Below are 22,916 nucleotides of genomic sequence, written 5' to 3' on the forward strand. Positions count from 1 at the left end.
ACACTTATGATGACTGTTCGTTTGATCGCACATACCCCGGAACCGGAAAAAGTGGTGGCTGCAGCGGCAAAGCTCTGCTATTCCGATGCGCACATCACCGACCTGCTGGACGGCCTGACCGAGGAAAAGACCGCGAAGTTCCTGACCATGCTCAGCGATCTGGGCCATGCCAGCCCCATTGAACATGCCAGCTTCACCTTTGGCATTGAGGGGGTCAGCCGCACTTTGCTGGCGCAGATCACCCGCCACCGCATTGCATCCTTCAGTGTGCAGAGCCAGCGCTATGTGCGGCTGGACGATTTCCGCTATGTGGTACCGCCCGAGATCGAAGCCATCCCGGAAGCAAAGGAAGCTTTCCTTGCCAGCATGGAAGAGGACGCAAAGCGCTACCTCGACCTTGCCCACAAGCTGGAAGAAGGCCACACCGCCCGCCTGATGGCTGAAGGAATGCCGGAAAAGCAGGCCCGCGCCAAGGCCAGCAAGCAGGCCAACGAGGATGCCCGCTTTGTACTGCCCAACGCCTGCGAGACCAAGATGGTGGTCACCATGAATGCCCGCAGCCTGCAGAACTTTTTCCACCTGCGCTGCTGCAGCCGCGCCCAGTGGGAGATCCGGGAGCTGGCCGAAAAGATGTTCGAGCTGGTGTACCCGGTGGCACCGCATATCTTTGCAAAGTCCGGCCCGGCCTGTGTATCCGGCCCCTGCCCGGAAGGCAGGATGTGCTGCGGCAAAACCGCCGAGGTGCGTGCAAAATATGCCGCGATCAAAGAAGGTGCCGAAGCATGAGCAAGGGAAAACTGATCGTACTGGAAGGGTTGGACGGCAGCGGCAAGGCCACGCAGGCAAAGCTGCTGGCAGCATATTTAAAGGAGCAGGGCTTTTCTGTGCGGGAGATCACCTTCCCGAATTATGAGAGCGACTCCAGCGCCCTTGTAAAAATGTATCTGGCAGGGCAGTTCGGCCAGCACCCGGACGATGTAAACGCCTATGCAGCCTCCAGCTTTTATGCGGTGGACCGCTATGCCAGCTACAAAAAGGACTGGGGCAGTTTTTACGAGAATGGCGGCATCATCATTGCCGACCGCTACACCACCTCCAACGCGGTGCACCAGTGCTCCAAGCTGCCGCCGGAGCAGTGGGAGAGTTTTCTCGGCTGGCTGTTTGATTTTGAATTCCATCTGCTGGGCCTGCCTGCGCCGGATGAGGTGATCTACTTACAGGTAGACCCCGCCGTGAGCCAGAAGCTTATGACCCAGCGTTACCACGGCGACGAGAGCAGGAAGGATGTGCATGAGAAGGACACCGAGTATCTTGCCCGCAGCCGCCGCGCCGCCGAGTATTGTGCCGCGCACCTTGGCTGGGCCGTCGTGCATTGCACCAGCGGGGACAACATGCGCAGCATCGAAGACATTCAGGCCGAAGTGCAGGAGATCGTGTTGAAGCAGCTGACATAATTTTCGATAAGAGGGGGCATCCTGACAGATGTATCGTTTGATGCAGCCGGAAGATAAACCGGCAGTGCTGGTTTTATGGCAGAGCCAGCGCAATGAATCAGAAGAATTTGCCAAAAAGGCCATTGAGCAGTTTGCAGGCGAGCAGAACGTCTATGTGGCCGAGGAAAATGACGAGATCGCTGCGGTGGTGCTGGCTGTGCCGGTCACGCTGCAGGGCCGCAGCGGCACCTACCTGTACGGTCTGTGCGGCGAGGGCAGCCTGATTCTGGCGGGCCTTGTGGACTATCTGTGTGCCCAGCAGAAGCTGCGCGGCGCAGGGTTTACGGTGGCAGTGCCCACCAGCCCGGAGCAGGCCGCACTGCTGCAGGATAAGGGCTTTGCATGGGCCTTCGCCCTGCGCTGCCTGCCGCGCGAGGTGGAGCGCAACCTGTGGAGTCAGGCGGAGTTTGACTCCGTCACCGCCAAAAAGCTGTGTGAGCTGCGGGAGCGCTTCTGGCCCGATACCGTGCAGCTGACCCCGGAACGCATGGCCGTGGTGCTGGGAGATTTGTACTCCTCCGGTGCCACCATCGTTTCCAGCGCCCACGGCTATGGTATTTATTTCCGCAAGGAGGATACGCTTTACTTTGTGGAGCTGCAGGCCGACAATGACCGCGCCGCCGAAGTACTGATGGAAGCCGCCCGCGAAAAGGAAGTCATCGTGGAAAAGGCGGTCATTACCGTGGGCGCATCCCAGCCGCTGTTCCTCGGCGAGGGCACCCGGCAGGACTACGGCATGATCCGCTTTGATGCTGAACCCTTTGATGTAGCCGAAAGCTACATGCGCCTGATGCTGGAAAACTAAGATAAAAGGAAGGTGCTTATGGCACACGAAAAAAACACCCGCAAAAAAGGCGGTGTAGGGAAGATCCTGCTGGTGCTGGTGGTACTGCTGGCGCTGGCCGTTGGCGGGGCGCTGCTGTTTGCGCACAACGAGATCAGCGGCAATGGCAGACCCGGCACGGAGGTAACGGTGAGCATCCCGCAGGGCAGCGGCGTTTCCGTCATTGCGCAAAAGCTCAAGGATGCGGGTGTGATCCGCTCGGCCTATCTGTTCCGCTGGTATGTGGGGCAAAAGGGCGCGGCATCAAAGCTGCAGTATGGCGATTTTACCCTGCAGAAGAGCGCCTGTTCTTACGATGCCATTATTGCGGTCCTGTCCACCTACGCCAAGGCCGAAACGGTGCGCGTGACCATCCCAGAGGGAACCACGGCCATTGCCATTGCCCAGAAGATGGAAGCCGCCGGGTTGTGCAGCGCCGAGGATTTCCTGAAGGAAGCCAACGAGGGCGATTTCAGCGAATACACCTTCTGGCAGCACGTGCCGGACGATGCCGACGCGCCGGACCGCTTTATGAAGTGCGAGGGCTATCTCTTCCCGGAGACCTACGAATTTTTAAAGGATGACACCGTGCACAACTATGTAGCCACCTTCTATGCCCAGTTCGATGCACAGATCACCGATGAGATGTATGCAGAACTTAAAAAGCAGGATATGACCCTGCCCCAGCTGATCACACTGGCATCCTTTGTGCAGGAGGAAGCAGGCAACAGTCAGGACTCAAACGTGGCACAGGTGTTCCGCAACCGTCTGGCTGCGGATTCACCCTACCCGCGCCTGCAGAGCAACACCTCCAGCTATATCCAGAGCGACAGTGACAACAATTACCTCTGGAACTGGGTGGCACCCTACTATGGCGGCTGGGATAATATCCCGGGAAATATCGTGGCTGCGTATGATACCTACAGCTGCAAGGGTCTGCCTGCTGGGCCGATCTCGAACCCCGGCATTGCGGCCATCAAGGCAGCGCTGGCCCCCCAGCCCAATGAGGAAGCCAAGGATGCCTATTTTTTTGTGACCGACCTCAAGGGCAGCTATTATTATGCCCGCACCCTGAGCGAACACAACGCAAACTGCCAGAAGGCAGCACAAGTGAACAAAACTGTGAATACGGAAAAATGAGAGGAATTTGAACTATGCTGCAAATCCCGGAACTGCTGGCCCCGGCAGGCGATCTGGAACGCCTGCGCTATGCCATCAACTACGGTGCCGATGCCGTTTACTGCGGCCTGCCTGAATTTGGAATGCGGTCTGCTCCGGCCAACTTTACGCCGGAACAGCTGGCCGAGGGTGTCATCTACGCTCACGCCCGCGGCCGCAAGGTCTACCTGACCATGAACACCCTGCCCACCAACGAGGAAGCCGACCGCCTGCCCGAGGCCATTAAGGAAGCAGCCAAGGCCGGTGTGGATGCCTTTATCGTGGCAGACCTTGGTGTGCTGGATGCCTGCAAGACCTTTGCACCGGACATCGATGTGCACATGTCCACCCAGACAGGCATCACCAACTGGGCTGCGGCCCGCGCTGCCTACAACATGGGCGCAAAGCGCGTGGTGCTGGCCCGTGAGATGACCCTGCAGGATATTGCGATCCTGCGCGATAAAACACCGCCGGAGCTGGAGATCGAAGCCTTTGTGCACGGTGCTATGTGCATGAGCGTTTCGGGCCGATGCCTGCTTTCCAACTACATGGCGGGCCGCGACGCGAACCGCGGCCAGTGCGCCCAGCCCTGCCGCTGGAAATACTATCTCAGCGAGGAGACCCGTCCGGGACAGCTGTACGAGATCGGCGAGAACGAGAACGGCAGCTACATCCTCAACGCCAATGATATGTGCACCGCGCCGTTCCTTGATCTGATCTGCAAGGCAGGTGTGGACAGCCTGAAGATCGAGGGCCGTGCCAAGACCTTCTACTATGTGGCAAGCGTTACCGCCGCCTACCGCAGGGCGCTGGACGCTTATCTGGCCGACCCGCTCAACGACAACTTTGAGCTGCCTGCTGAAGTGTACGAGGAGCTTACCCGTACCAGCCACCGCCATTACTCGCCGGGCTTCTACTTTGGCCGCGAGCAGGCCAGACAGGCCACCGACAGCGCTACTTACATCCGCGAGTGGGAGTTTGTGGGCACGGTAGACGGCTGGGAGAACGGCGTTGCCTCCTGCCAGCAGCGCGGCAAGTGGAGCCTGGGCGACACTCTGGAAGCCCTCTGCCCGGATGGCCGCAGCATTCCGCTGAACCCTGAGTGGATCGAAAACGAAGCCGGTGAACGGGTGGAGAGCACCCCGCATGCCATGGAAAAATACACCATTCCCACGCCGGAGCTGCCGCCCATGAGCCTGCTGCGGCGCAAAACGGTATAAGGAGACCACAATGGAAGCAACACGCCTGTGTCCATACTGCCTGCAGCCGCTGCCCGGAGCAGCACAAAGCTGCCCGCACTGCGGCAAAAGCTTTGCCGGGCGCAACCCCGGCGGCACCCTGCCGGTGGGCACCGTGCTGGCCGGGCGCTACACCGTAGGGGAAATGCTGAGCATCGACGGCGAGGGCATCCTCTACCGCGGCGCAGAGAATCTGGGCCGTTTCCGGGTGACCATCAAGGAATATCTGCCCATTACCCTCACGGCGGAGCGCACGGCAGAAAGCACCCTGCGGCCCAAGACCGGCAGTGAGGTGCTGTTCAAGACCACCCGCATGGATTTTGCGGACCTGTACCGCTCCATCCAGCGCATCACTCCGGCCAATGGTCTGGAAGCCGTGCTGGATGTGGTGGAAGCCAATAACAGCGTTTACGCCATTCTGGAAAATCTGGGCGGCACCCCGCTGGATCAGTGGCTGGAAAACCACCCCGGCACCATCCGCCCGGACGATGCCTGCACCATGCTGCAGCCGGTGTTTGAAGGCGTAGCCGCCATGCACAAGATCGGTCTGGTGCACCGCGGTATCTGCCCGGAGAACATCCGCGTGATGGAAAACGACCGCTGCCGTCTGGCAGGCTATGCCACGGTGGGCCTGCGCACGGCGGGCAGCGGCCTGCACGAACAGCTGTACGAAGGCTATTCCGCCCCGGAGCAGTATTCCACCGCAGAGTTCGAGGGCCGCTATACCGATGAATACAGCCTTGCGGCCGTGTTCTACCGCATGGTGTGCGGGCAGGCCCCGGTGCCTGCAGCGCAGCGCATGGTGGCAGACTCCAACCCACGCGCAAAATCGGTGAACGGCAGCCTGCCGCTGTACGTCTCGCAGGTGCTGCAGCTGGGCCTGCGCCTGCGGCCCATGGAGCGCATCCAGACCGTGCCGCAGCTGTATCAGGCCCTTTCTTCCAAGGAATACACCGCCGAGCTGACCCGCACCATGAAGCCGGAGACTCCGGTGCGCACAGCCCCGCCGGAGCCGGAACGCAAGGAGCATCTGCTCAGCTTAAAAGCGCTGCTGGCAGGCATCGTGATCCTGCTGTCCATCCTCATTCTGCTCACGCTGTGGAGCGTGCTGAGCCAGCACATTCACCAGCCTGCTGCGTCGGCTGCGGAGTCGGAACCGGCCAGCAGCGAGGTGATGGTGCCGCAGAACCTTGTGCCGAACTTTATTGGCATGGACTACACGCAGGTGCAGAACAACCGGGAATATACCAGTATGTATCTGTTCTACGTCACCGAGGAATACAGCGATACCGCCCCGGCGGGCCAGATCATCCAGCAGGAGCCGAGCGCGGACACTGTGCTCAAGGCAGGGGAGACCATACGGCTGGTGGTGAGCAAAGGCCCGCAGATGGCCGAGATGCCCAATATCATCGGCTTTACGCAGGATGGCGCGGTAAAGGAACTGGAAGCCCGGGGCCTTGTGGCCAGCTGCTTTATGGTGGTGAACGATGGCTCCTATGCATCCGGCTGCGTGGTGCGTACCAGCGAGGAGCCGGGCACCAAGGTGGAAGTGGGCACGGTGATCACCGTGTATATTGCGGCAGACCCCAGTGTGCAAATCACGGTAACACCGGAGGAACCCGCCGCTACCGAACCCACCACGACAGAGCCGGCCCCTCCGGAAACAACAGATCCTACCCCCACGGAACCGGAATACAATACAGACTAAAAAACAAAAGCAGAAGCGGGAGCCTTGCAAAGGCCCCCGCTTCTGCTTGTTTAGGATAGGAAAGAGAATAGCTTAGTTAGAGGTTGGTGTAGCCCATCAGGTAGCGGTCTACCTCGGCGGCGCAGTCGCGGCCTTCGCGCAGGCCCCACACCACAAGGCTCTGGCCGCGGCGCATATCGCCGCAAACGAACACCTTTTCCACGTTGGTCTTGAAGCTGTGGTCTGCCACGTTGCCGCGTGCGGTCAGCTCCACGCCAAATGCATCGGCCACGTAGCTTTCGCAGCCGGTAAAGCCTGCGGCGATGAACGCCAGCTGGCAGTTGTAGGTAAATTCTTCACCGGTGGGCACCATGCTGGTACGGCCGGTCTCGGGGTTCCGTTCCGGCTTCAGGTAGGAGATGATAGCACCGGTCAGATTGCCTGCATCATCCTTCAAAAATTCCTTCACGGTGGTCTGGTACACGCGCGGGTCCTTTCCAAACTTTGCAAGGCACTCGGTCTGGCCGTAGTCCACCTTCAGCACACGGGGCCACTCCGGCCACGGGTTGGAGGCTGCACGCTCCTTGGGCGGCTGCGGCATCATTTCCAGTGCCACCAGATCGGTGCAGCCCTGCCGCAGGGCCGTGCCCTGACAGTCGTTGCCGGTATCACCGCCGCCGATCACCAGAACATTCTTGCCCTTGGTATCGATGGCCTTGCCGTCCGCGAACTGGCTGTCCAGCAGACTTCTGGTCACGCTGGTCAGGTAGTCCACGGCAAAGTGCACGCCGTTTGCATCGCGGCCGGGCACATTCAGGTCGCGGGCCTTCTTGGCACCGCAGCACAGCACCACGGCATCGTAGCCGTTCAGCAGCTCTTCGGCGGCAACCGCCCCGCCCACATCCATGTTGGTGCGGAACTCCACGCCCTCAGCCTGCATGATCTTGATGCGGCGCTCGATGACGGATTTGTCCAGCTTCATGTTGGGGATGCCGTACATCAGCAGGCCGCCCACGCGGTCTGCACGCTCGAACACAGTCACGGCGTGGCCGCGCTTGTTCAGGTATTCAGCCACCGAAAGGCCGGAGGGGCCGCTGCCCACCACAGCTACGCTCTTGCCGGTGCGGGAGGGCGGCGGTGCGGCGTGCAGCCAGCCCTTGGCGTAAGCCGTTTCGATAATGGCGTGCTCGTTCTCGCGCACGGTCACGCTGCTGCCGGTCACATCGCCGCAGGTGCAGGCCGCTTCACACAGGGCAGGGCACACCCGGCTGGTGAACTCCGGAAAACGGTTGGTGGCCATCAGCCGATGCATGGCCAGCTCCCACTTGCCATGATAAACAAGGTCGTTCCACTCCGGGATGAGATTGTTCAGCGGGCAGCCGGAGGCCATGCCGCCGATCATCATGCCGGCCTGACAGAAGGGAACACCGCAGTCCATGCAGCGTGCTGCCTGCGTCTGCTGCTCCTCGCGGGAGAGCCAGACGTGAAATTCGTTAAAGTTTTCAATGCGTTCCAGCGGCGGAACATCCGTGCTGGTTTTGCGCGTATAGTCGATAAATCCAGTTGTCTTACCCATAACGCTGCCCTCCTTACTTCTTCTTCTGCACCGTGTAGAATGCTTCGATCTGTGCCTGTTCGCCGTCCAGACCGCGCTCCTCAACGGATGCGATCACACGCAGCATACGGTCATAATCGTAGGGCAGAACTTTCTTGAACTTGGGCAGGAATTCGCTGAAGTTGTCGAGGATCTCTTTGCCGCGGGGAGAGCCGGTGGCCTCCACATGTTCGCGGATCAGCTCTTTCAGGGTGGCAACATCGTACTTGTGCTCCACAGGCTCCAGGCTGACGGTCTCCTTGTTCACGCGCTGGTAGAAGTCCCAGTTCTCGTCCAGCACGTAGGCGATGCCGCCGGTCATACCGGCTGCAAAGTTCTTGCCGGTCTGGCCCAGAACCACCACCGTGCCGCCGGTCATGTACTCGCAGCCGTGGTCGCCAACGCCCTCCACAACGGCGGTGGCACCGCTGTTGCGCACGGCGAAGCGCTCACCGGCCACGCCGGAAATGAACGCCTTGCCGCTGGTAGCACCGTACAGGGCCACGTTGCCGGTGATAATGTTCTCTTCCGGCTTAAAGGTGATGTCCTTGGGCGGGCGCACGACGATCTTGCCGCCGGAAAGGCCTTTGCCCATGTAGTCGTTGCAGTCGCCCACAAGGTCCAGCGTCAGGCCGCCCGGGATGAACGCACCAAAGCTCTGGCCGCCTGCACCCACACAGTGGGCGGTGTAAACATCATCCGGCAGGCTGTTGCCGTATTTGCGGGTGATCTCGCTGCCAAAGATGGCACCAAAGGCGCGGTCGGTGTTGGAGACATCCAGCGTCACGCTCTGGGCATTCTTGCTGCTGAGCTTGAACTTCTTCATCAGCACCTTCATATCGAGGGTGTTTTCCAGATGGAAGTCGTAGGTATCCTCCTTCACGAAGTGAACATTGCTGTTCTCGATGGCAGGGTTGTGCAGGATGCAGTCGAGATCCATCTTGGAAGCGCGGCTGCCGGGTGCGGCAGGCTTGACCTTGAGCAGGTCGGTGCGGCCCACCAGTTCATCGATGGTGCGCACGCCCAGCTTTGCCATGTACTCGCGCAGCTCCTCGGCCACAAAGGTGAGGTAGTTGATGATGTATTCCGGCTTGCCCTTGAAGTTCTTGCGCAGCTCCGGGTTCTGGGTGCAGATGCCCATGGGGCAGGTATCCAGATTGCACACACGCATCATCACGCAGCCCTCGGCCATCAGCAGGGTAGTGCCGAAGCCGAACTCCTCTGCGCCCAGCATACAGCTGATGGCAACATCGCGGCCGGAGAGCAGCTTGGAGTCGCTCTCGATGCGCACGCGGGTGCGCAGGCCGTTCAGGATCAGGGTCTGATGGGTCTCGGCGATGCCCAGCTCCCACGGCAGGCCAGCGTGCTTGATGGAAGTACGCGGTGCTGCACCGGTGCCGCCGTCGTAGCCGGACACCAGAATGACCTGTGCGCCGCCCTTGGCAACACCGGCCGCAATGGTGCCAACGCCGGCCTCACTGACCAGCTTGACATTGATGTTGGCGCTGCGGTTGGCGTTCTTCAGGTCGTAGATCAGCTCTGCAAGGTCCTCGATGGAGTAGATATCGTGGTGCGGCGGGGGAGAGATCAGGCCCACACCGGTGGTGCTGTGGCGGGTCTTTGCGATCCACGGATATACCTTGGCACCGGGCAGGTTGCCGCCCTCACCGGGCTTTGCACCCTGTGCCAGCTTGATCTGGATCTCTTCCGCAGAAACGAGGTATTTGCTCGTCACACCAAAGCGTGCGGAAGCCACCTGCTTGATCTTGGAATTGCTCTCGCTGTGGTAGCGCTCTTCGGGTTCGCCGCCCTCGCCGGTGTTGCTGCGGCCGCCCAGACGGTTCAGGGCAATGGCAATGGTCTCATGGGCTTCACTGCTCAGGGCACCGTAGCTCATGGCTGCACCCTTGAACCGCTTGACGATGGAGCTTACCGGCTCCACCTCTTCCAGCGGGATGCCGCCGTCAGGAGCGTAGTTGAAGTCCAGCAGGCTGCGCAGATGCACGCCGTCAGCACCCATATTGTCCACGGTGCTGGTGAACTGCTTGAAAGCCGAGTAGTCGTTCGTCCAGCAGGCTTTCTGGAACAGGTGGATGGTCTGGGGGTTGAACAGGTGTTCTTCCTTGCCGCTGCGGAACTTGTGTGCGCCGCTGTCGGCCAGCTCCATGTTGATGTCCAGACCCAGCGGGTCGAAGGCTGCGTTGTGCTGGGCTTCCACATCGGCCTGAATGTCCGAAAGGGTAATGCCGCCCACACGGCTCACCGTGCCGGTGAAGTATTTGTCGATGACATCCTTGGAGATGCCCACAGCCTCAAAGATCTGGCTGCTCTGGTAGCTCTGGATGGTGGAAATGCCCATCTTGGAGGCGATCTTCACAATGCCGCTGAGGATGGCGTTGTCGTAGTCCTCCACGGCTGCATAGTAATCTTTGTCCAGCAGGCCTTCGTCGATGAGCTGGCCGATGGTCTCATGTGCCAGATAGGGGTTGATGGCGCAGGCACCGTAGCCCAGCAGAGCGGCAAAGTGGTGCACCTCGCGCGGCTCTGCACTTTCCAGGATCAGGGCCAGTGCGGTGCTCTTCTTGGTGCGGATCAGGTACTGCGAAACCGCGGACACTGCCAGCAGGCTGGGAATGGTCACGTGATATTCATCCACATCGCGGTCAGAAAGGATGATGATGTTTGCACCATCCTTGTAGGCACGGTCGACCTCCAGAAATACACGGTCGATGGCCTTTTCCAGACTGGTATTCTTATAGTAGTTGATGGACACCGTGGCTACCTTGAAGCCGGGCACGTTCATGTATTTGATCTTGAGCAGGTCGGTGCTGGTCAGGATGGGGTTGTGCACCTTGAGAACCTTGCAGTTCTCGGGCTTGTCCTCCAGCAGGTTGCCGTGTGCGCCAATATACACGCTGGTGGAAGTGACCACCTTTTCGCGGATGGCATCGATGGGCGGGTTGGTGACCTGCGCAAAGCGCTGCTTGAAGTAATTGAACAGCGGCGGATGCTGGTTGCTCAGCACAGCAAGCGGGGTGTCGGTGCCCATAGCGCCGGAAGGCTCTGCGCCTGCCCGTGCCATGGAGAGGATCATGGTGTTCACATCCTCATACTTGTAGCCGAACACCTTCTGCAGGCGGGTGAGCTGGTCGCCGGTATAGCTTTCCACCTTCACGTTGGGAATTTTTAGTCTGGCCAGCTCCACAAGGTTGCGGTCGATCCACTCGCCGTAAGGCTCACGGCTGGCGTAGAACTCCTTGAGCTTTTCGTCGTCCACCACTTCGCCCTTCACGGTGTCCACCAACAGCATTTTGCCGGGGCGCAGACGATCCTTGACCAAAATATTATCCGGCTCGCATTCCAGCACACCCACCTCGGAGGACAGGATCATGCGGCCGTCCTTGGTGATGTAATAGCGGCTGGGGCGCAGACCGTTGCGGTCCAGCACAGCGCCCATCACGTCGCCGTCCGAGAAGAGGATGGCAGCGGGGCCATCCCAAGGCTCCAGCATGGTGGCATAATACTGGTAGAAATCGCGCTTTTTCTGGCTGATGTTCTTGTTGTTCTCCCACGGCTCGGGAATGGTGATCATCACGGCCAGAGGCAGATCCATGCCGTTCATCACCATGAATTCCAGCGCGTTATCCAACATGGCGGAGTCGGAGCCGGAAGTGTTGATGATGGGCAGGATCTTGTTCATGTCGTCCTGCATGATGGAGCTGGAGATGCTCTCTTCACGGGCCAGCATGGCATCCGTGTTGCCCTTGATGGTGTTGATCTCGCCGTTGTGCAGGATGAAGCGGTTGGGGTGTGCGCGCATCCAGCTGGGGTTGGTGTTGGTGGAGAAGCGGCTGTGCACCATGCCGATAGCGGATTCATAATCCTCGTCCTGCAGGTCGGTATAGAACAGGCGCAGGTCGTGCACAAGGAACATGCCCTTGTACACGATGGTGCGGCTGGACAGGCTGGGCACATAAGTGCCGTTGCTGGCCTGCTCGAACACGCGGCGCACAATGTACAGCTTGCGGTCAAAATCGATGCCCTTGCTCACCTTGGCGGGCTTTTTGATGAAGCACTGCCAGATAGCAGGCATACAGTCGCGGGCTTTCTGGCCCACGGCATCCGGGTTCACGGGAACCTTGCGCCATGCCAGAAATTCGAGGCCTTCCTTGCGGGTGACCACCTCGAACAGCTTCATGGCCTGCGCACGCAGGTGTTCGCTCTGGGGGAAGAAGAACATGCCTACGCCGTACTCGCGCTCGTTGCCAAGGCTGATGTTCAGCTCTTCAGCAACCTTGGAGAAGAACTTGTGGCTGATCTGCAGCAAAATGCCCACACCGTCGCCGGTCTTGCCCTCGGCATCCTTGCCGGCACGGTGCTCCAACCGTTCCACAATGGCCAGTGCATCGTCCACGGTCTGATGGCTTTTGCGGCCCTTGATATCCACCACAGCGCCAATGCCGCAGGCATCGTGCTCAAACTGTGGATCGTACAGACCAAGGGTGTTTTTCTGCTCTGTAAAGTTTTCCATAGACTTTCCCATCCTTATCTAAAATCCTCACCGGTGCGGCACCCTCCGCATTTTGACAAAAAAGAAAAAGCGCCCCGCAAGGGCATACTTTACCCTTGCGGAACGCCTTTGTTCCGGTACTTATTATTATAGCGAGCCGTGAAGAATCTTCAAGTGACAGCTGCACCAAATATAACAGCGGCTTTCCACTGCTTCTTGTGCGAAACGCCGCGTATGGCGGTCAGTTGTAGCTATAGTGAGAACAGTGCAGGCTCAATGTCTGCCCAGAATGGCCTGCAGGTCGGCTTCCGGGGTGGCAATGGGCTTGAGACCGTACCGTTCCTGCAGGGTGCGCACCACCCCCGGCGAGAGGAACGGGGGCAGGGTAGGCCCCAGCCGGATGTTCCGGATGCCCAGCGCCAGCAGCGCGATGAGGATGCACACGGCCTTCTGCTCAAACCAGCACAGCACCAGCGAGAGGGGCAGGTCGTTGACGCCGCAGCCAAAGGCGTCGGCCAGCGCCAATGCGATGCGGATGGCGCTGTAGGCGTCGTTGCACTGGCCCACGTCCAGGATGCGGGGCAGGCCGGTGCCCGGCACGGTGCCAAGGGGCAGGTCGTTCAGGCGGAACTTGCCGCAGGCCAGGGTCAGCAGGATGGTGTCGGGCGGGGTAAGGCGGGCAAACTCGGTGTAGTAGCGGCGGCTGGGCCGGGTGCCGTCGCAGCCGCCCACCAGAAAGAAGTGCCGCAGCTTACCGTCCCGCACCGCCTGCACGATCTCGTCCGCGTGCTGCAGCACGGCGGTGCGGGCAAAACCGGTGGTCACCGTGGAGCCGCCGTTCAGGCCGGGCAGGAGGGTGTCCTGCGCGTAGCCGCCCAGCTCCAGCGCCTTTTCGATCACCGGGGAAAAGTCGCGTCCTTCGTCGATGTGGGGCACGCCGGGGTAAGCCACCACCGAGGTGGTGAACACCCGGTCGGCGTAGCTGGCGCGCAGGGGCATGATGCAGTTGGTGGTGAACAGGATGGGCGCGGGGATGTCCTCGAACTCCCGCTGCTGGTTCTGCCATGCGGTGCCAAAGTTGCCCTTGAGGTGGGGGTAGCGGCGCTTCAGCTCCGGGTAGCCGTGGGCGGGCAGCATCTCCGAGTGGGTGTAGACGTTGACGCCCCGGCCTGCGGTCTGTTCCAGCAGCTGCTGTGCGTCGTAGAGGTCGTGGCCGGAAATCACGATGAACGGCCCCTTTTCAATGGTCAGGGGCACCTGCACCGGTTCCGGATCGCCAAACGCGCCGGTGTTGGCCGCGTCCAGCAGCTCCATGCAGCGGTAGCTGGCTTCTCCTGTGGCCTGCACCAGCTGCCACAGGGCGTCGGTGGTCTGGCCGGGGTCGCCCACGGCCTGCAGGGCGGTACAGAAGAACCGGTCCAGCTCCGGGTCGATGCGGCCCAGCACTCGGGCGTGGTAGTTGTAGGCGGCCATGCCCCGCAGGCTGAACAGCACAAAGCATTTCAGGCTGCGCCGGTCGGCGTCCGGTTCCCGCCAGAGGGCCTGCATGTCGTAGTCCGGGCCGGTGCCGGGGCTGGCGTCGTGCACCCGGCGGGTCAGTGCGTCCACGGCGGCGGTGTCAAAGTTCACGTTGGTAATGGTGGTGAACAGCCCCTGCATCAGCAGCCGGGCCTGTTCCGGGGTCGGGCCGCGCCCCGCCGCGATGAGCTGCCCGGCAAACGCGATGAGCGCCCCGGTGAGCCGGTCCTGTGCGGCGGCTGTCTCGGCCGACTTGCCGCACACCCCCGCTGCGCCGGTGCAGGCGGTGCAGCCCGCCGCCTGCTCACACTGAAAACAAAACATCTGCTCGTCCATACAAAACTCCCTTTCTGCCATAAGATACTGCCAGTGTGGGCAGAGCGGGGCGGGGTTATACCAAAAAAGAGCCGCACCCCTGCGGGCGCGGCTCTTAGACGATGCGGTATGACTTAGTAGGTGATGCCCTGAGCCATCATGGCGGTAGCGACCTTCAGGAAGCCGGCGCAGTTTGCACCGACCATCAGGTTGCCCTCGGAACCGGCAGCCACAGATGCATCGTAGGAAGCATGGAAGATGCCCTCCATGATGCCCTTCAGCTTGGCATCCACTTCCTCAAAGCTCCAGCTCAGACGCTCAGAGTTCTGGCTCATCTCCAGACCGGAGGTGGCCACGCCGCCTGCGTTGGAAGCCTTTGCAGGTCCGTACAGGATGCCGTTGGACAGGTAGACCTCGATGGCCTCCGGGGTGCTGGGCATGTTGGCACCCTCGCACACGACAGTGCAGCCGCCCTTCACCAGAGCCTCAGCGGACTCCTTGTTGATCTCGTTCTGGGTTGCGCAGGGCAGGGCGATGTCGCAGGGGACAGTCCAGACCTTAGTGCAGTCTGCCACATAGGTTGCACCTGCGTGGGTCTCGGCGTACTCCTTGATACGGCCGCGGCGCACTTCCTTCAGGTCCTTGACGTAAGCCAGATCGATACCGTTGGGATCGTAGACATAGCCGTTGGAGTCGGACATGGTCACGACCTTGGCACCCAGCTGGGTAGCCTTCTCGCAGGCGTAGATCGCAACATTGCCGGAACCGGAGATGACCACGGTCTTGCCCTCAAAGCTGTCGTTGCGCATGCACTTCAGAGCTTCAGCGGTGAAGTAGCACAGGCCGTAGCCGGTAGCCTCGGTACGGGCCAGAGAGCCGCCAAAGGTCAGGCCCTTGCCGGTGAGCATGCCGCCCTGGAAGCTGTTGGTCAGGCGCTTGTACTGGCCGAACATATAGCCGACCTCGCGGCCGCCGACACCGATATCACCGGCGGGGCAGTCCACGAACTGGCCGATGTGACGGTACAGCTCGGTCATGAAGCTCTGGCAGAAGCGCATCACTTCCATGTCGCTCTTGCCGTGGGGATCAAAGTCAGAGCCGCCCTTGCCGCCGCCCATGGGCAGGGTGGTCAGGCTGTTCTTGAAGATCTGCTCAAAGCCGAGGAACTTCAGGATGCCCTGATTGACAGAGGGATGGAAGCGCAGGCCGCCCTTGTAGGGGCCGATGGCGCTGTTGAACTGCACACGGTAGCCGCGGTTCACCTGAACCTTGCCCTGATCGTCTACCCAAGGCACACGGAAGGTGATGATGCGCTCCGGCTCGACCATGCGCTCGATCAGGCCGGCCTTCTCGTACTCGGGGTGCTTCTCCACAACGGGCTGGATGCTCTCCAGAACCTCGCGCACAGCCTGCAGGAACTCAGGCTCGTTGGCATTGCGCTTTTCCAGACCTTCGTAAACGCGCTTCAGGTATTCATTCGTCAGCATAGTAGAATACTCCTTTTCCCAATTACTCTATAAAATTTGAAAAAGACGAAACCGCCCGGCACACCGCACAGCGGACGCGCTGCTAAAACGCTATGGGACGATCCCGGATTTCCATTCTTACACACCGGCCAGCTTATGGCTGCAGACCGCTTTATTATTATAAAGCATTTCTGTGGGTTTGACAATAGAGAGAAAGCAGAAAATGCTTCAAAAAAACAGATGAAAAGTTGCGGCGGCTTCACAAAACGAAAAATAAAAGAAAAAAACTGCACAGAACCTTGTTTTTTAAAGCGCTGGCAGAACAAAAGAAATACGGAAAAGAACGTCTTTTCTCCATTTTGCTGCATTCTGCAGGCGCAGAAAGCCATATTTTCTGCAACCAAAAAGCCCTGCACCACGCAAACGGCACAGGGCAGAGAAACGATTTTTACTTTTTCAGCAGCTTTTCGCAGGCATCTGCGGCACCTTCCAAAAATTCGCCGCCGTAGGTCTCGATGAGACCGGCGTCCGACAGCTCGGCCAGCTTCGGGTCGATGGGACACTTGGCCAGCACGGGCAGGCCATGCTTTGCAGCCACCTCATCCACATGGCTCTCGCCGAACACATTGATGTGCTTGCCGCAGTCGGGACAGACGATGTAGCTCATGTTCTCCACGATGCCCAGCATGGGCACCTTCATCATTTCAGCCATGTTCACGGCCTTGGCAACGATCATGCTCACCAGCTCCTGCGGGCTTGCCACCACAACAATGCCGTCCACCGGCAGGCTCTGGAACACGGTCAGGGGCACATCACCGGTTCCCGGGGGCATGTCCACGAACAGAAAGTCCACGTCCTTCCAGACCACATCGGTCCAGAACTGCTTGACAGCACCGGCAATGACCGGGCCGCGCCACACAACGGGGTCTTCCTCATTTTCCACCAGCAGGTTGATGCTCATAACATCAATGCCCATGCGGCTCTGGATGGGCCAGCAGCCCTTGTCGTCGGCCATGGCGCGGCCATGGATGCCGAAGAGCTTGGGGATGGAAGGGCCGGTGATGTCGGCATCCAGAATGCCACAGTGGTAGCCGCGGCGTGCCATGGCGCAGGCCAGCAGGGCGCTGGTCATGCTCTTGCCAACGCCGCCTTTGCCGGACACAACGCCGATGACCTTTTTGACGCTGCTGTTGGGGTTGGGTGCGTCATGCTTGGGCGCTGCATCGCGGGAAGAACATGCTGCTCCGCAGCTGGAGCAGTCATGGGTGCATTCTTCGCTCATTCTCTTTTTGCGCACGGCGGGCGCGGGGCGTTTGCCGTGTGCTTCCTCCTTGATCAGAATACGGCTGCAAAGGCCGCCCCTTTACTATACCATAAAAGTGCGCGGGAAACAACCCGCCGCGCCGCTCGTCTTTTTCAGAGCGCAGATGCATAGGCTGAAAAGGGAGACTGTGACCGTCAGGAGGGTGTGTGCCATGCGGCAGAGCTATTTAAAAAATGCAGCGCTGCTTACCGGCTCAGACGTGGTGCTGCGGCTGGCCGGCATGGGCCTGCGCATCTGGCTGGCAAACGAGCTGGGCGGCGAGGGGATGGGCCTTTACCAGCTGGTGCTGGCGGTGTATTCACTGTTCGTCACGCTGGCAACGGCGGGCATCTCGGTGGCAGCTACCCGGCTCATGACCGAGGAGCTCAGCGGCCCGGACGCTGCCCGCGGTGCGGCCCGGGGGATGCTGCGGCATCTGCTGGCGGCGGGGCTTGTGCTGGGGCTGTTTGCCGCCGCACTGCAGCTGGCAACAGCGGATCTTTCGGCCCGGTGCTGGCTTGGCGATGTCCGCGCTGCCGGCGCTTTGCGCGTTTCAGCGCTGGGAATGCCATGGATGGCGGTCTCGGCGGTGCTGCGCGGTTTTTTCATCGCCCGACGGCATGTAGCTCCCAATGTGTTCAGCCAGCTTACGGAGCAGACGGTGCGCATCGCGCTGGTGGCACTGGCGCTTACCCGCACCGAGGGCCTTGCGGTGGGCGTGCGCTGTATGCTGGTGCTGGGAGCTACCGCCGTCAGCGAAGCGGTGTCGGCGCTGTGCATGCTGGTCTTTTACCGGCGGGATGCCCGCAGTGCCTTTGCGGGGCAAAAAGCCGTCCGCCCGGCAGACCCTGCCCGCCGTCTGTGGGAGATCCTGTGGCCGGTGGAGGGCGGGCGGGTGCTGGCAAGCGCTCTGCATACCGCAGAGAACATGCTGGTGCCCGCCTGCCTTGCGGTCTATCTGATCAACGCGGGCGGACGCACCACCGCGCTGGAGCAGTACGGAGAACTGAAAGGCATGGCTCTGCCGCTGCTTACGTTCCCATTTGGCCTGCTGGGCAGTCTTTCGGTGCTGCTGATGCCGGAGATCACGCAGGCTCATATTCTGGGCCAAACCGAACGGCTCAACGCACTTTTGAACCGGATGCTGCGGCTCACCGGCTATTTTTCCGCGCTGGCAGGGGTGCTGTTCTGGGTGTGGGGACGGCCGCTGGCACAGCTTTTGTACCAAAGTACGGATGCCGGATTTTATCTGGAAACGCTGGCTCCTGCCATGCCGCTGATGTATCTGGAAAGCATGGTGGACGGTGCCATGAAAGGGATAGGGGAGCAGAAGGCGGCCTTCCGCTACAGCGTGTGGGATTCCATCCTGCGCATTGGCGGGGTGGTGGCGCTGCTGCCGCGCTTTGGCATGAAGGGCTTTTTGGCAGTGATCCTGCTTTCCAGCCTGTACACCTGCGCGGCCAACACCGGGCATCTGCTGTTTTCCAGCGGCACGCAGCATGCATTCCGCCGCTGGCTGGGTGCACCGGCACTGGCAGCTGTGCTGGCCGCGGCGGCTGGCATGGCGTTGCGGAAGCTGCTTGCGGATGGGTTTGCGGCTCGGCTGCCTTTGCAGCTGGCCGCGTTGGGCGTAGGCGGCTGCGCTACCACAGGAGTGTTCCTGCTGGCGGCATGGCCGCTGGGCCTTGGAGAGGAAGCAGCCGCGCTCTGGGCTGCGCACCGGCCCGGCAGACCGAAAAAATAGAGGGAGTTTGGCAGCGGATTCAAATTTTCTGGACATTCTGCAGTGTTCTGAGTATAATATAAAGATAGGGCTGTCCGGTGCGCCGGGCAGGACGGAACGCCGGAAGCTCCTTCCGACAAAAACAGCGGCGTTTTACGCCGTGTGCAAAAAGAGGACTTTTTTGTGAAAGATAAAAAGAACACGCCGCAGGTGCTTGCGCGCCGGGCGTTGCTTGTGCTGCTGGATGCAGCCATTGTTGCATTCAGCTTTTATTTTGCGCTGCTGCTGCGTGCAGACGGTGCAGTGGAAGCCACATGGTGGCCCCACAACCGTGCCATTCTGTACGCAAACCTGCCGTGGATCGTGGCGGTATATATTATCTGCTTTCTGGCAGGCGGGTTGTACTCCGTTCTGTGGAAGTACGCCGGTGAGCGCGATCTGATCCGCCTTGCCGGAATGATCGGCGTACCAACCGTCATTGTGTACTTTGTCAACCGGCTGTGCATCCACGGAGTGCTGTTCAACTCCGCCAACTGTATGGCGGCGGTGCTCATCTTCCTGCTGGTGGGCGGCAGCCGTCTGGCATGGCGGCTGTTTTTGAACCATCCGCTGGGCGAAAGGCTGCGCGGCGCTGCAAGCAAGGACCCCAACCGGCCCGTGATGATCGTGGGTGCAGGGGAGGCCGGTGCATGGGCCATCAACGTGTGCAAGTCCAATAAGGAATACGGCCACGCGGTGGTGGCGGTGGACGATGATCCCACAAAACTCAACCAGACCATCCACGGGGTGCCGGTGAAGGGCACGCTGGAAGAGATCCCGGACCTGTGCAAGCGCTACGGCATCCACAGCATCATCATCGCCATTCCTACCCTGAAGGGCAGCAAGCTGAACCATGTCATCGACCTGTGCGTCAGCACCCATTGTGCGGTGCAGCTGCTTAGTGACCCGCAGCTGGTGGGCAGCGGTACACCGCAGCAGGGAGCCTTCCGCGAGTTGAACCCGGCGGACTTCCTTTCCCGCGATGAGGTGACTCTGGATACCAATCAGATCTCCGGCTACCTCACCGGCAAGACCGTTCTGGTCACGGGCGGCGGCGGCTCCATCGGCAGCGAACTGTGCCGTCAGGTGATGCGCTTCAAGCCCGGCAAGCTGCTTATTTTTGATATCTACGAGAACTGCGCCTATGAGCTTTTGATGGAGCTGCAGCAGAAGTACGGCCGGGATATCCCGGTAACGGTGCTCATTGGCTCCATCCGCGATAAAAAGCGTCTGGATGAGGTTTTTGAAACATATCATCCCACTGTGGTGTTCCATGCGGCAGCACACAAGCATGTGCCGCTGATGGAAGTCAGCCCTGCAGAAGCGGTCAAGAACAATGTTCTGGGCACCAAAAATCTGCTGGTGAGCGCCAGCGAACACGATGTGGAGCGGTTCGTGCAGCTTTCCACCGATAAGGCCGTGAACCCCACCAGCGTGATGGGCTGTACCAAGCGCATCTGCGAAATGCTCATCCAGACCTTTGCAGGCAACACGGATATGAAGTGTGTGGCTGTGCGTTTTGGCAATGTGCTGGGCAGCCACGGCAGCGTCATTCCGCTGTTTGAGGCTCAAATCAAAAAAGGCGGGCCTGTCACCCTGACGGATCCCAACATTGAGCGTTACTTTATGACCATTCCGGAAGCGGCCCAGCTGGTGCTGCAGGCCGGTGCGCTGGCCGAAAGCGGCAATATCTATGTGCTGGACATGGGCGAGCCGGTCAAGATCATGGATCTTGCAAAGCAGCTCATCCGCTTTTACGGCTATGAGCCGGGCGTGAATATGGAGATCAAGATTGTGGGTCTGCGTCCGGGCGAGAAGCTCTACGAAGAGCTGATGATGGACGAGGAACAGGATAAGATGCGCCGCACCCAGCACAATAAAATTTTTGTGGCTTCGCCGCGCAGCATCGATCTGGCCGAGTTCTACGGGCAGCTGCAGGAGCTTGCCGCTGCGGCAGAGCACAACGACGAGGGCGTGGTGCAGCAGCTGGCAAAGATGATCCCCACCTTTACCCCCACCCGCCAGAATCTGAAGCTGTAAACTCCCCCAGTCTGCTGCGCAGACAGCCCCCTCAAAGAGGGAGCCTGTCCGTGCGGCAAAGCCTCCCTCAGTCTCCCTCATTAAGAAAGACTTCCCCCGGCCGGGACAGATTCTCCCCGCGCCGGGGAGAAATGTCACCACAGGTGACAAAGAGAGGAACAGATGTCGCGCAAGCGACAAAAAGGGGAATGGGTGGCATCGCATCAGCGATGACGGAAGGAGTTTCTACTGATGTCACTGCGGCGATCGGCCGCGTGCATATAAAATGAGAGGGATGTTACTATGGAAAAGAAACCGTTTCTGACCGAGGCGATGGCACAGGAGATCATTCAGGATGTGCCCACGCCGTTCCATGTCTACGATGAGAAGGGCATCCGTGAAAATGCCCGCCGCATCAACAAGGCATTCAGCTGGAACAAAGGCTTCAAGGAGTATTTTGCCGTCAAGGCTCTGCCAAACCCTGTCATCCTGCAGATCCTCAAGGAGGAGGGCTGCGGCGTGGACTGCTCGTCTCTGACTGAGCTGATGCTCAGCGAGGTGTGCGGTTTCTCCGGCAGTGAAATCATGTTCTCCTCCAACCAGACTCCCGTGGAGGATATGAAGAAGGCCTACGAGCTGGGTGCCTATATCAATCTGGACGATGCCACCATGGTGGAATTTCTGGAGCGTGTCGCCGGTGTGCCGGAGAATATCTTCTGCCGCTATAACCCGGGCGGCACCTTCCGTCTGGGCGAGAGCGAAGAGGGCTTTCAGGTCATGGACAAGCCCGGCGATGCCAAGTACGGCATGACCGAGGAGCAGATGATCGAAAGCTACAAGAAGCTGGCCGCCAAGGGTGCCAAGAACTTCGGCATCCACGCTTTCCTTGCTTCCAATACTATTTCCGACGAGTACTACCCCGAGCTGGCAGCAATCCTGTTCCAGCTGGCTGTCCGGGTGCAGAAGGCCACCGGTGTGCACATCGGTTATATCAACCTGTCCGGCGGTGTGGGCATCCCGTACCGCCCGGAGCAGACCGAGAACGACATCATGGCCATCGGCGAGGGTGTGCGCAAGAAGTTTGAGGAAATTCTGGTGCCCGCAGGCATGGGCGATGTGGCCATCTTTACTGAGATGGGCCGCTTTACCACCGGCCCCTACGGCGCACTGGTGGCAACTGCCATCCACGAAAAGCACATCTATAAGGAATACATCGGTCTGGACGCCTGCGCAGCCAACCTGATGCGCCCGGCCATGTACGGCGCTTACCACCACATCACCGTGCTGGGCAAGGAAAATGAGCCCTGCGACCACATGTATGATGTGGTGGGCGGTCTGTGCGAGAACAACGACAAGTTTGCCATTGACCGGATGCTGCCCAAGATCGACATTGGCGACATCGTTTATATCCACGACACCGGTGCACACGGCTCTGCCATGGGCTACAACTACAACGGCAAGCTGCGCAGCGCCGAAGTGCTGCTGTGCGAGGATGGCACCCACCGTCTGATCCGCCGTGCCGAGACTCCGCGCGATTACTTTGCAACATTGGATTTCCTGCCCCTGATGAAGCCGCTGTTTGAAGATTAAGAGGTATCATAAATGTTTTTTGGCTTTCAGCTCACCCTTGGCCTGATGATGGTATTCTACGGCTATTCGGTCATGAAAAATCCCCGTGTCTGGGGAGATCAGGGCCGCCGTGCCGTCAAAGCGGAACACTTTGAGGAATACTGCCGCCAGAACGGCCTGTTCTTTTTGAAGGCAGGCTGCGTGGTGGCGGTGATCGGTGCACTGGATGCGCTCATCACGCTGGATGCCCTGTTGTACGCTCTGCTGTACCTCTTCGGTCTGGCTTTCGCCTTCTATCCGCTGGTCAAATGGTGCCGTGAGAATGAGGGCTTCAGCTGGCCATGGCCCCATGTAAAGAGCGAGAAAAAGCGCATCAAGGAGCTGCGGCAAGAGCAGGAGAGACAGGAAGAACAGGACAAAAGGTAAATCCTGAAACGGAAAAGGCTGCTGTACGGTTTTGT

General features: G+C 59.9%; 15 protein-coding genes. 10 read left to right on the forward strand and 5 right to left on the reverse strand.

Annotation, left to right across the window (positions count from 1 at the left end; all coding sequences use genetic code 11):
* Window positions 1-6: 6 nt before the first annotated feature.
* The 6 genes from thyX to DW937_RS13145 are packed head-to-tail and all read left to right on the forward strand — an operon-like array spanning window position 7 to window position 6,420.
* A complete protein-coding gene (gene thyX, locus DW937_RS13120; RefSeq protein ID WP_005941474.1) occupies window positions 7-786 on the forward strand; it encodes an FAD-dependent thymidylate synthase in 780 nt (259 codons plus the stop codon).
* Window positions 783-1,454, forward strand: coding sequence for a deoxynucleoside kinase (locus DW937_RS13125; RefSeq protein ID WP_120121245.1), 672 nt, complete (start codon window positions 783-785; stop codon window positions 1,452-1,454). Before thyX ends, DW937_RS13125 begins: the two co-directional genes overlap by 4 nt.
* Before the next feature lie 28 nt (window positions 1,455-1,482).
* On the forward strand, window positions 1,483-2,298 hold the full coding sequence (locus DW937_RS13130) for a hypothetical protein (protein WP_120121247.1): 816 nt from the start codon (window positions 1,483-1,485) through the stop codon (window positions 2,296-2,298).
* An 18-nt stretch (window positions 2,299-2,316) separates the two neighbouring features.
* Window positions 2,317-3,456 carry an endolytic transglycosylase MltG gene (mltG, locus tag DW937_RS13135; RefSeq protein WP_120121248.1) on the forward strand — a complete coding sequence of 380 codons (1,140 nt, stop codon included), beginning with the start codon at window positions 2,317-2,319 and terminating at the stop codon, window positions 3,454-3,456.
* A 14-nt stretch (window positions 3,457-3,470) separates the two neighbouring features.
* Entirely contained in the window at window positions 3,471-4,694 is a 1,224-nt protein-coding gene (locus DW937_RS13140) for a U32 family peptidase (RefSeq protein ID WP_005941481.1), read from the forward strand.
* Window positions 4,695-4,704: 10 nt separating this feature from the next.
* On the forward strand, window positions 4,705-6,420 hold the full coding sequence (locus DW937_RS13145; protein WP_120121250.1) for a PASTA domain-containing protein: 1,716 nt from the start codon (window positions 4,705-4,707) through the stop codon (window positions 6,418-6,420).
* 76 nt (window positions 6,421-6,496) lie between these two features.
* Here DW937_RS13145 and DW937_RS13150 read toward each other — a convergent pair whose 3' ends face one another.
* The 5 genes from DW937_RS13150 to DW937_RS13170 form a co-directional block, all read right to left on the reverse strand.
* Window positions 6,497-7,975, reverse strand: coding sequence for a glutamate synthase subunit beta (locus tag DW937_RS13150; RefSeq protein WP_118528835.1), 1,479 nt, complete (start codon window positions 7,973-7,975; stop codon window positions 6,497-6,499).
* 13 nt (window positions 7,976-7,988) lie between these two features.
* Window positions 7,989-12,524, reverse strand: a complete 4,536-nt coding sequence (gene gltB / locus DW937_RS13155) for a glutamate synthase large subunit (protein WP_243111484.1) — start codon at window positions 12,522-12,524, stop codon at window positions 7,989-7,991.
* Between the two features lie 252 nt (window positions 12,525-12,776).
* The gene (hcp, locus tag DW937_RS13160) at window positions 12,777-14,357 is read right to left on the reverse strand and encodes a hydroxylamine reductase (protein ID WP_165852938.1); all 1,581 of its coding nucleotides are present in this window, start codon (window positions 14,355-14,357) and stop codon (window positions 12,777-12,779) included.
* A 113-nt stretch (window positions 14,358-14,470) separates the two neighbouring features.
* Window positions 14,471-15,823: an NADP-specific glutamate dehydrogenase gene (gene gdhA / locus DW937_RS13165; protein WP_120121257.1), complete on the reverse strand. Its 1,353-nt coding sequence runs from the start codon at window positions 15,821-15,823 to the stop codon at window positions 14,471-14,473.
* Between the two features lie 427 nt (window positions 15,824-16,250).
* Window positions 16,251-17,084 carry an Mrp/NBP35 family ATP-binding protein gene (locus tag DW937_RS13170; protein WP_165852939.1) on the reverse strand — a complete coding sequence of 278 codons (834 nt, stop codon included), beginning with the start codon at window positions 17,082-17,084 and terminating at the stop codon, window positions 16,251-16,253.
* Between the two features lie 193 nt (window positions 17,085-17,277).
* Here DW937_RS13170 and DW937_RS13175 point away from each other — a divergent pair, with 193 nt between their 5' ends.
* From DW937_RS13175 to DW937_RS13190, 4 genes are all read left to right on the forward strand, one after another.
* Window positions 17,278-18,849, forward strand: coding sequence for an oligosaccharide flippase family protein (locus DW937_RS13175; RefSeq protein WP_120121259.1), 1,572 nt, complete (start codon window positions 17,278-17,280; stop codon window positions 18,847-18,849).
* 162 nt (window positions 18,850-19,011) lie between these two features.
* Complete coding sequence (locus DW937_RS13180; RefSeq protein ID WP_120121261.1) at window positions 19,012-20,907, forward strand: nucleoside-diphosphate sugar epimerase/dehydratase; 1,896 nt, start codon at window positions 19,012-19,014, stop codon at window positions 20,905-20,907.
* A gap of 282 nt (window positions 20,908-21,189) precedes the next feature.
* Window positions 21,190-22,476 (forward strand): diaminopimelate decarboxylase, encoded by a 1,287-nt coding sequence (locus DW937_RS13185; protein WP_120121263.1) that lies wholly within the window; start codon window positions 21,190-21,192, stop codon window positions 22,474-22,476.
* Between the two features lie 12 nt (window positions 22,477-22,488).
* Complete coding sequence (locus DW937_RS13190) at window positions 22,489-22,881, forward strand: hypothetical protein (RefSeq protein ID WP_120121265.1); 393 nt, start codon at window positions 22,489-22,491, stop codon at window positions 22,879-22,881.
* Window positions 22,882-22,916 lie beyond the last annotated feature (35 nt).

This window comes from Faecalibacterium sp. AM43-5AT, from assembly GCF_003603345.1.
GTDB lineage: Bacteria > Bacillota > Clostridia > Oscillospirales > Ruminococcaceae > Faecalibacterium > Faecalibacterium taiwanense.

Excerpts from the sequence above, each read along its gene's own strand:
- hcp (WP_165852938.1), bottom strand. The coding sequence starts at position 14,357 with ATGGACGAGCAGATGTTTTGTTTTCAGTGTGAGCAGGCGGCGGGCTGC.
- DW937_RS13125 (WP_120121245.1), top strand. The coding sequence starts at position 783 with ATGAGCAAGGGAAAACTGATCGTACTGGAAGGGTTGGACGGCAGCGGC.
- DW937_RS13170 (WP_165852939.1), bottom strand. The coding sequence starts at position 17,084 with ATGAGCGAAGAATGCACCCATGACTGCTCCAGCTGCGGAGCAGCATGT.
- DW937_RS13175 (WP_120121259.1), top strand. The coding sequence starts at position 17,278 with ATGCGGCAGAGCTATTTAAAAAATGCAGCGCTGCTTACCGGCTCAGAC.
- DW937_RS13140 (WP_005941481.1), top strand. The coding sequence starts at position 3,471 with ATGCTGCAAATCCCGGAACTGCTGGCCCCGGCAGGCGATCTGGAACGC.
- DW937_RS13185 (WP_120121263.1), top strand. The coding sequence starts at position 21,190 with ATGGAAAAGAAACCGTTTCTGACCGAGGCGATGGCACAGGAGATCATT.
- DW937_RS13130 (WP_120121247.1), top strand. The coding sequence starts at position 1,483 with ATGTATCGTTTGATGCAGCCGGAAGATAAACCGGCAGTGCTGGTTTTA.
- mltG (WP_120121248.1), top strand. The coding sequence starts at position 2,317 with ATGGCACACGAAAAAAACACCCGCAAAAAAGGCGGTGTAGGGAAGATC.
- DW937_RS13145 (WP_120121250.1), top strand. The coding sequence starts at position 4,705 with ATGGAAGCAACACGCCTGTGTCCATACTGCCTGCAGCCGCTGCCCGGA.
- DW937_RS13190 (WP_120121265.1), top strand. The coding sequence starts at position 22,489 with ATGTTTTTTGGCTTTCAGCTCACCCTTGGCCTGATGATGGTATTCTAC.
- thyX (WP_005941474.1), top strand. The coding sequence starts at position 7 with ATGATGACTGTTCGTTTGATCGCACATACCCCGGAACCGGAAAAAGTG.
- gdhA (WP_120121257.1), bottom strand. The coding sequence starts at position 15,823 with ATGCTGACGAATGAATACCTGAAGCGCGTTTACGAAGGTCTGGAAAAG.
- gltB (WP_243111484.1), bottom strand. The coding sequence starts at position 12,524 with ATGGAAAACTTTACAGAGCAGAAAAACACCCTTGGTCTGTACGATCCA.
- DW937_RS13150 (WP_118528835.1), bottom strand. The coding sequence starts at position 7,975 with ATGGGTAAGACAACTGGATTTATCGACTATACGCGCAAAACCAGCACG.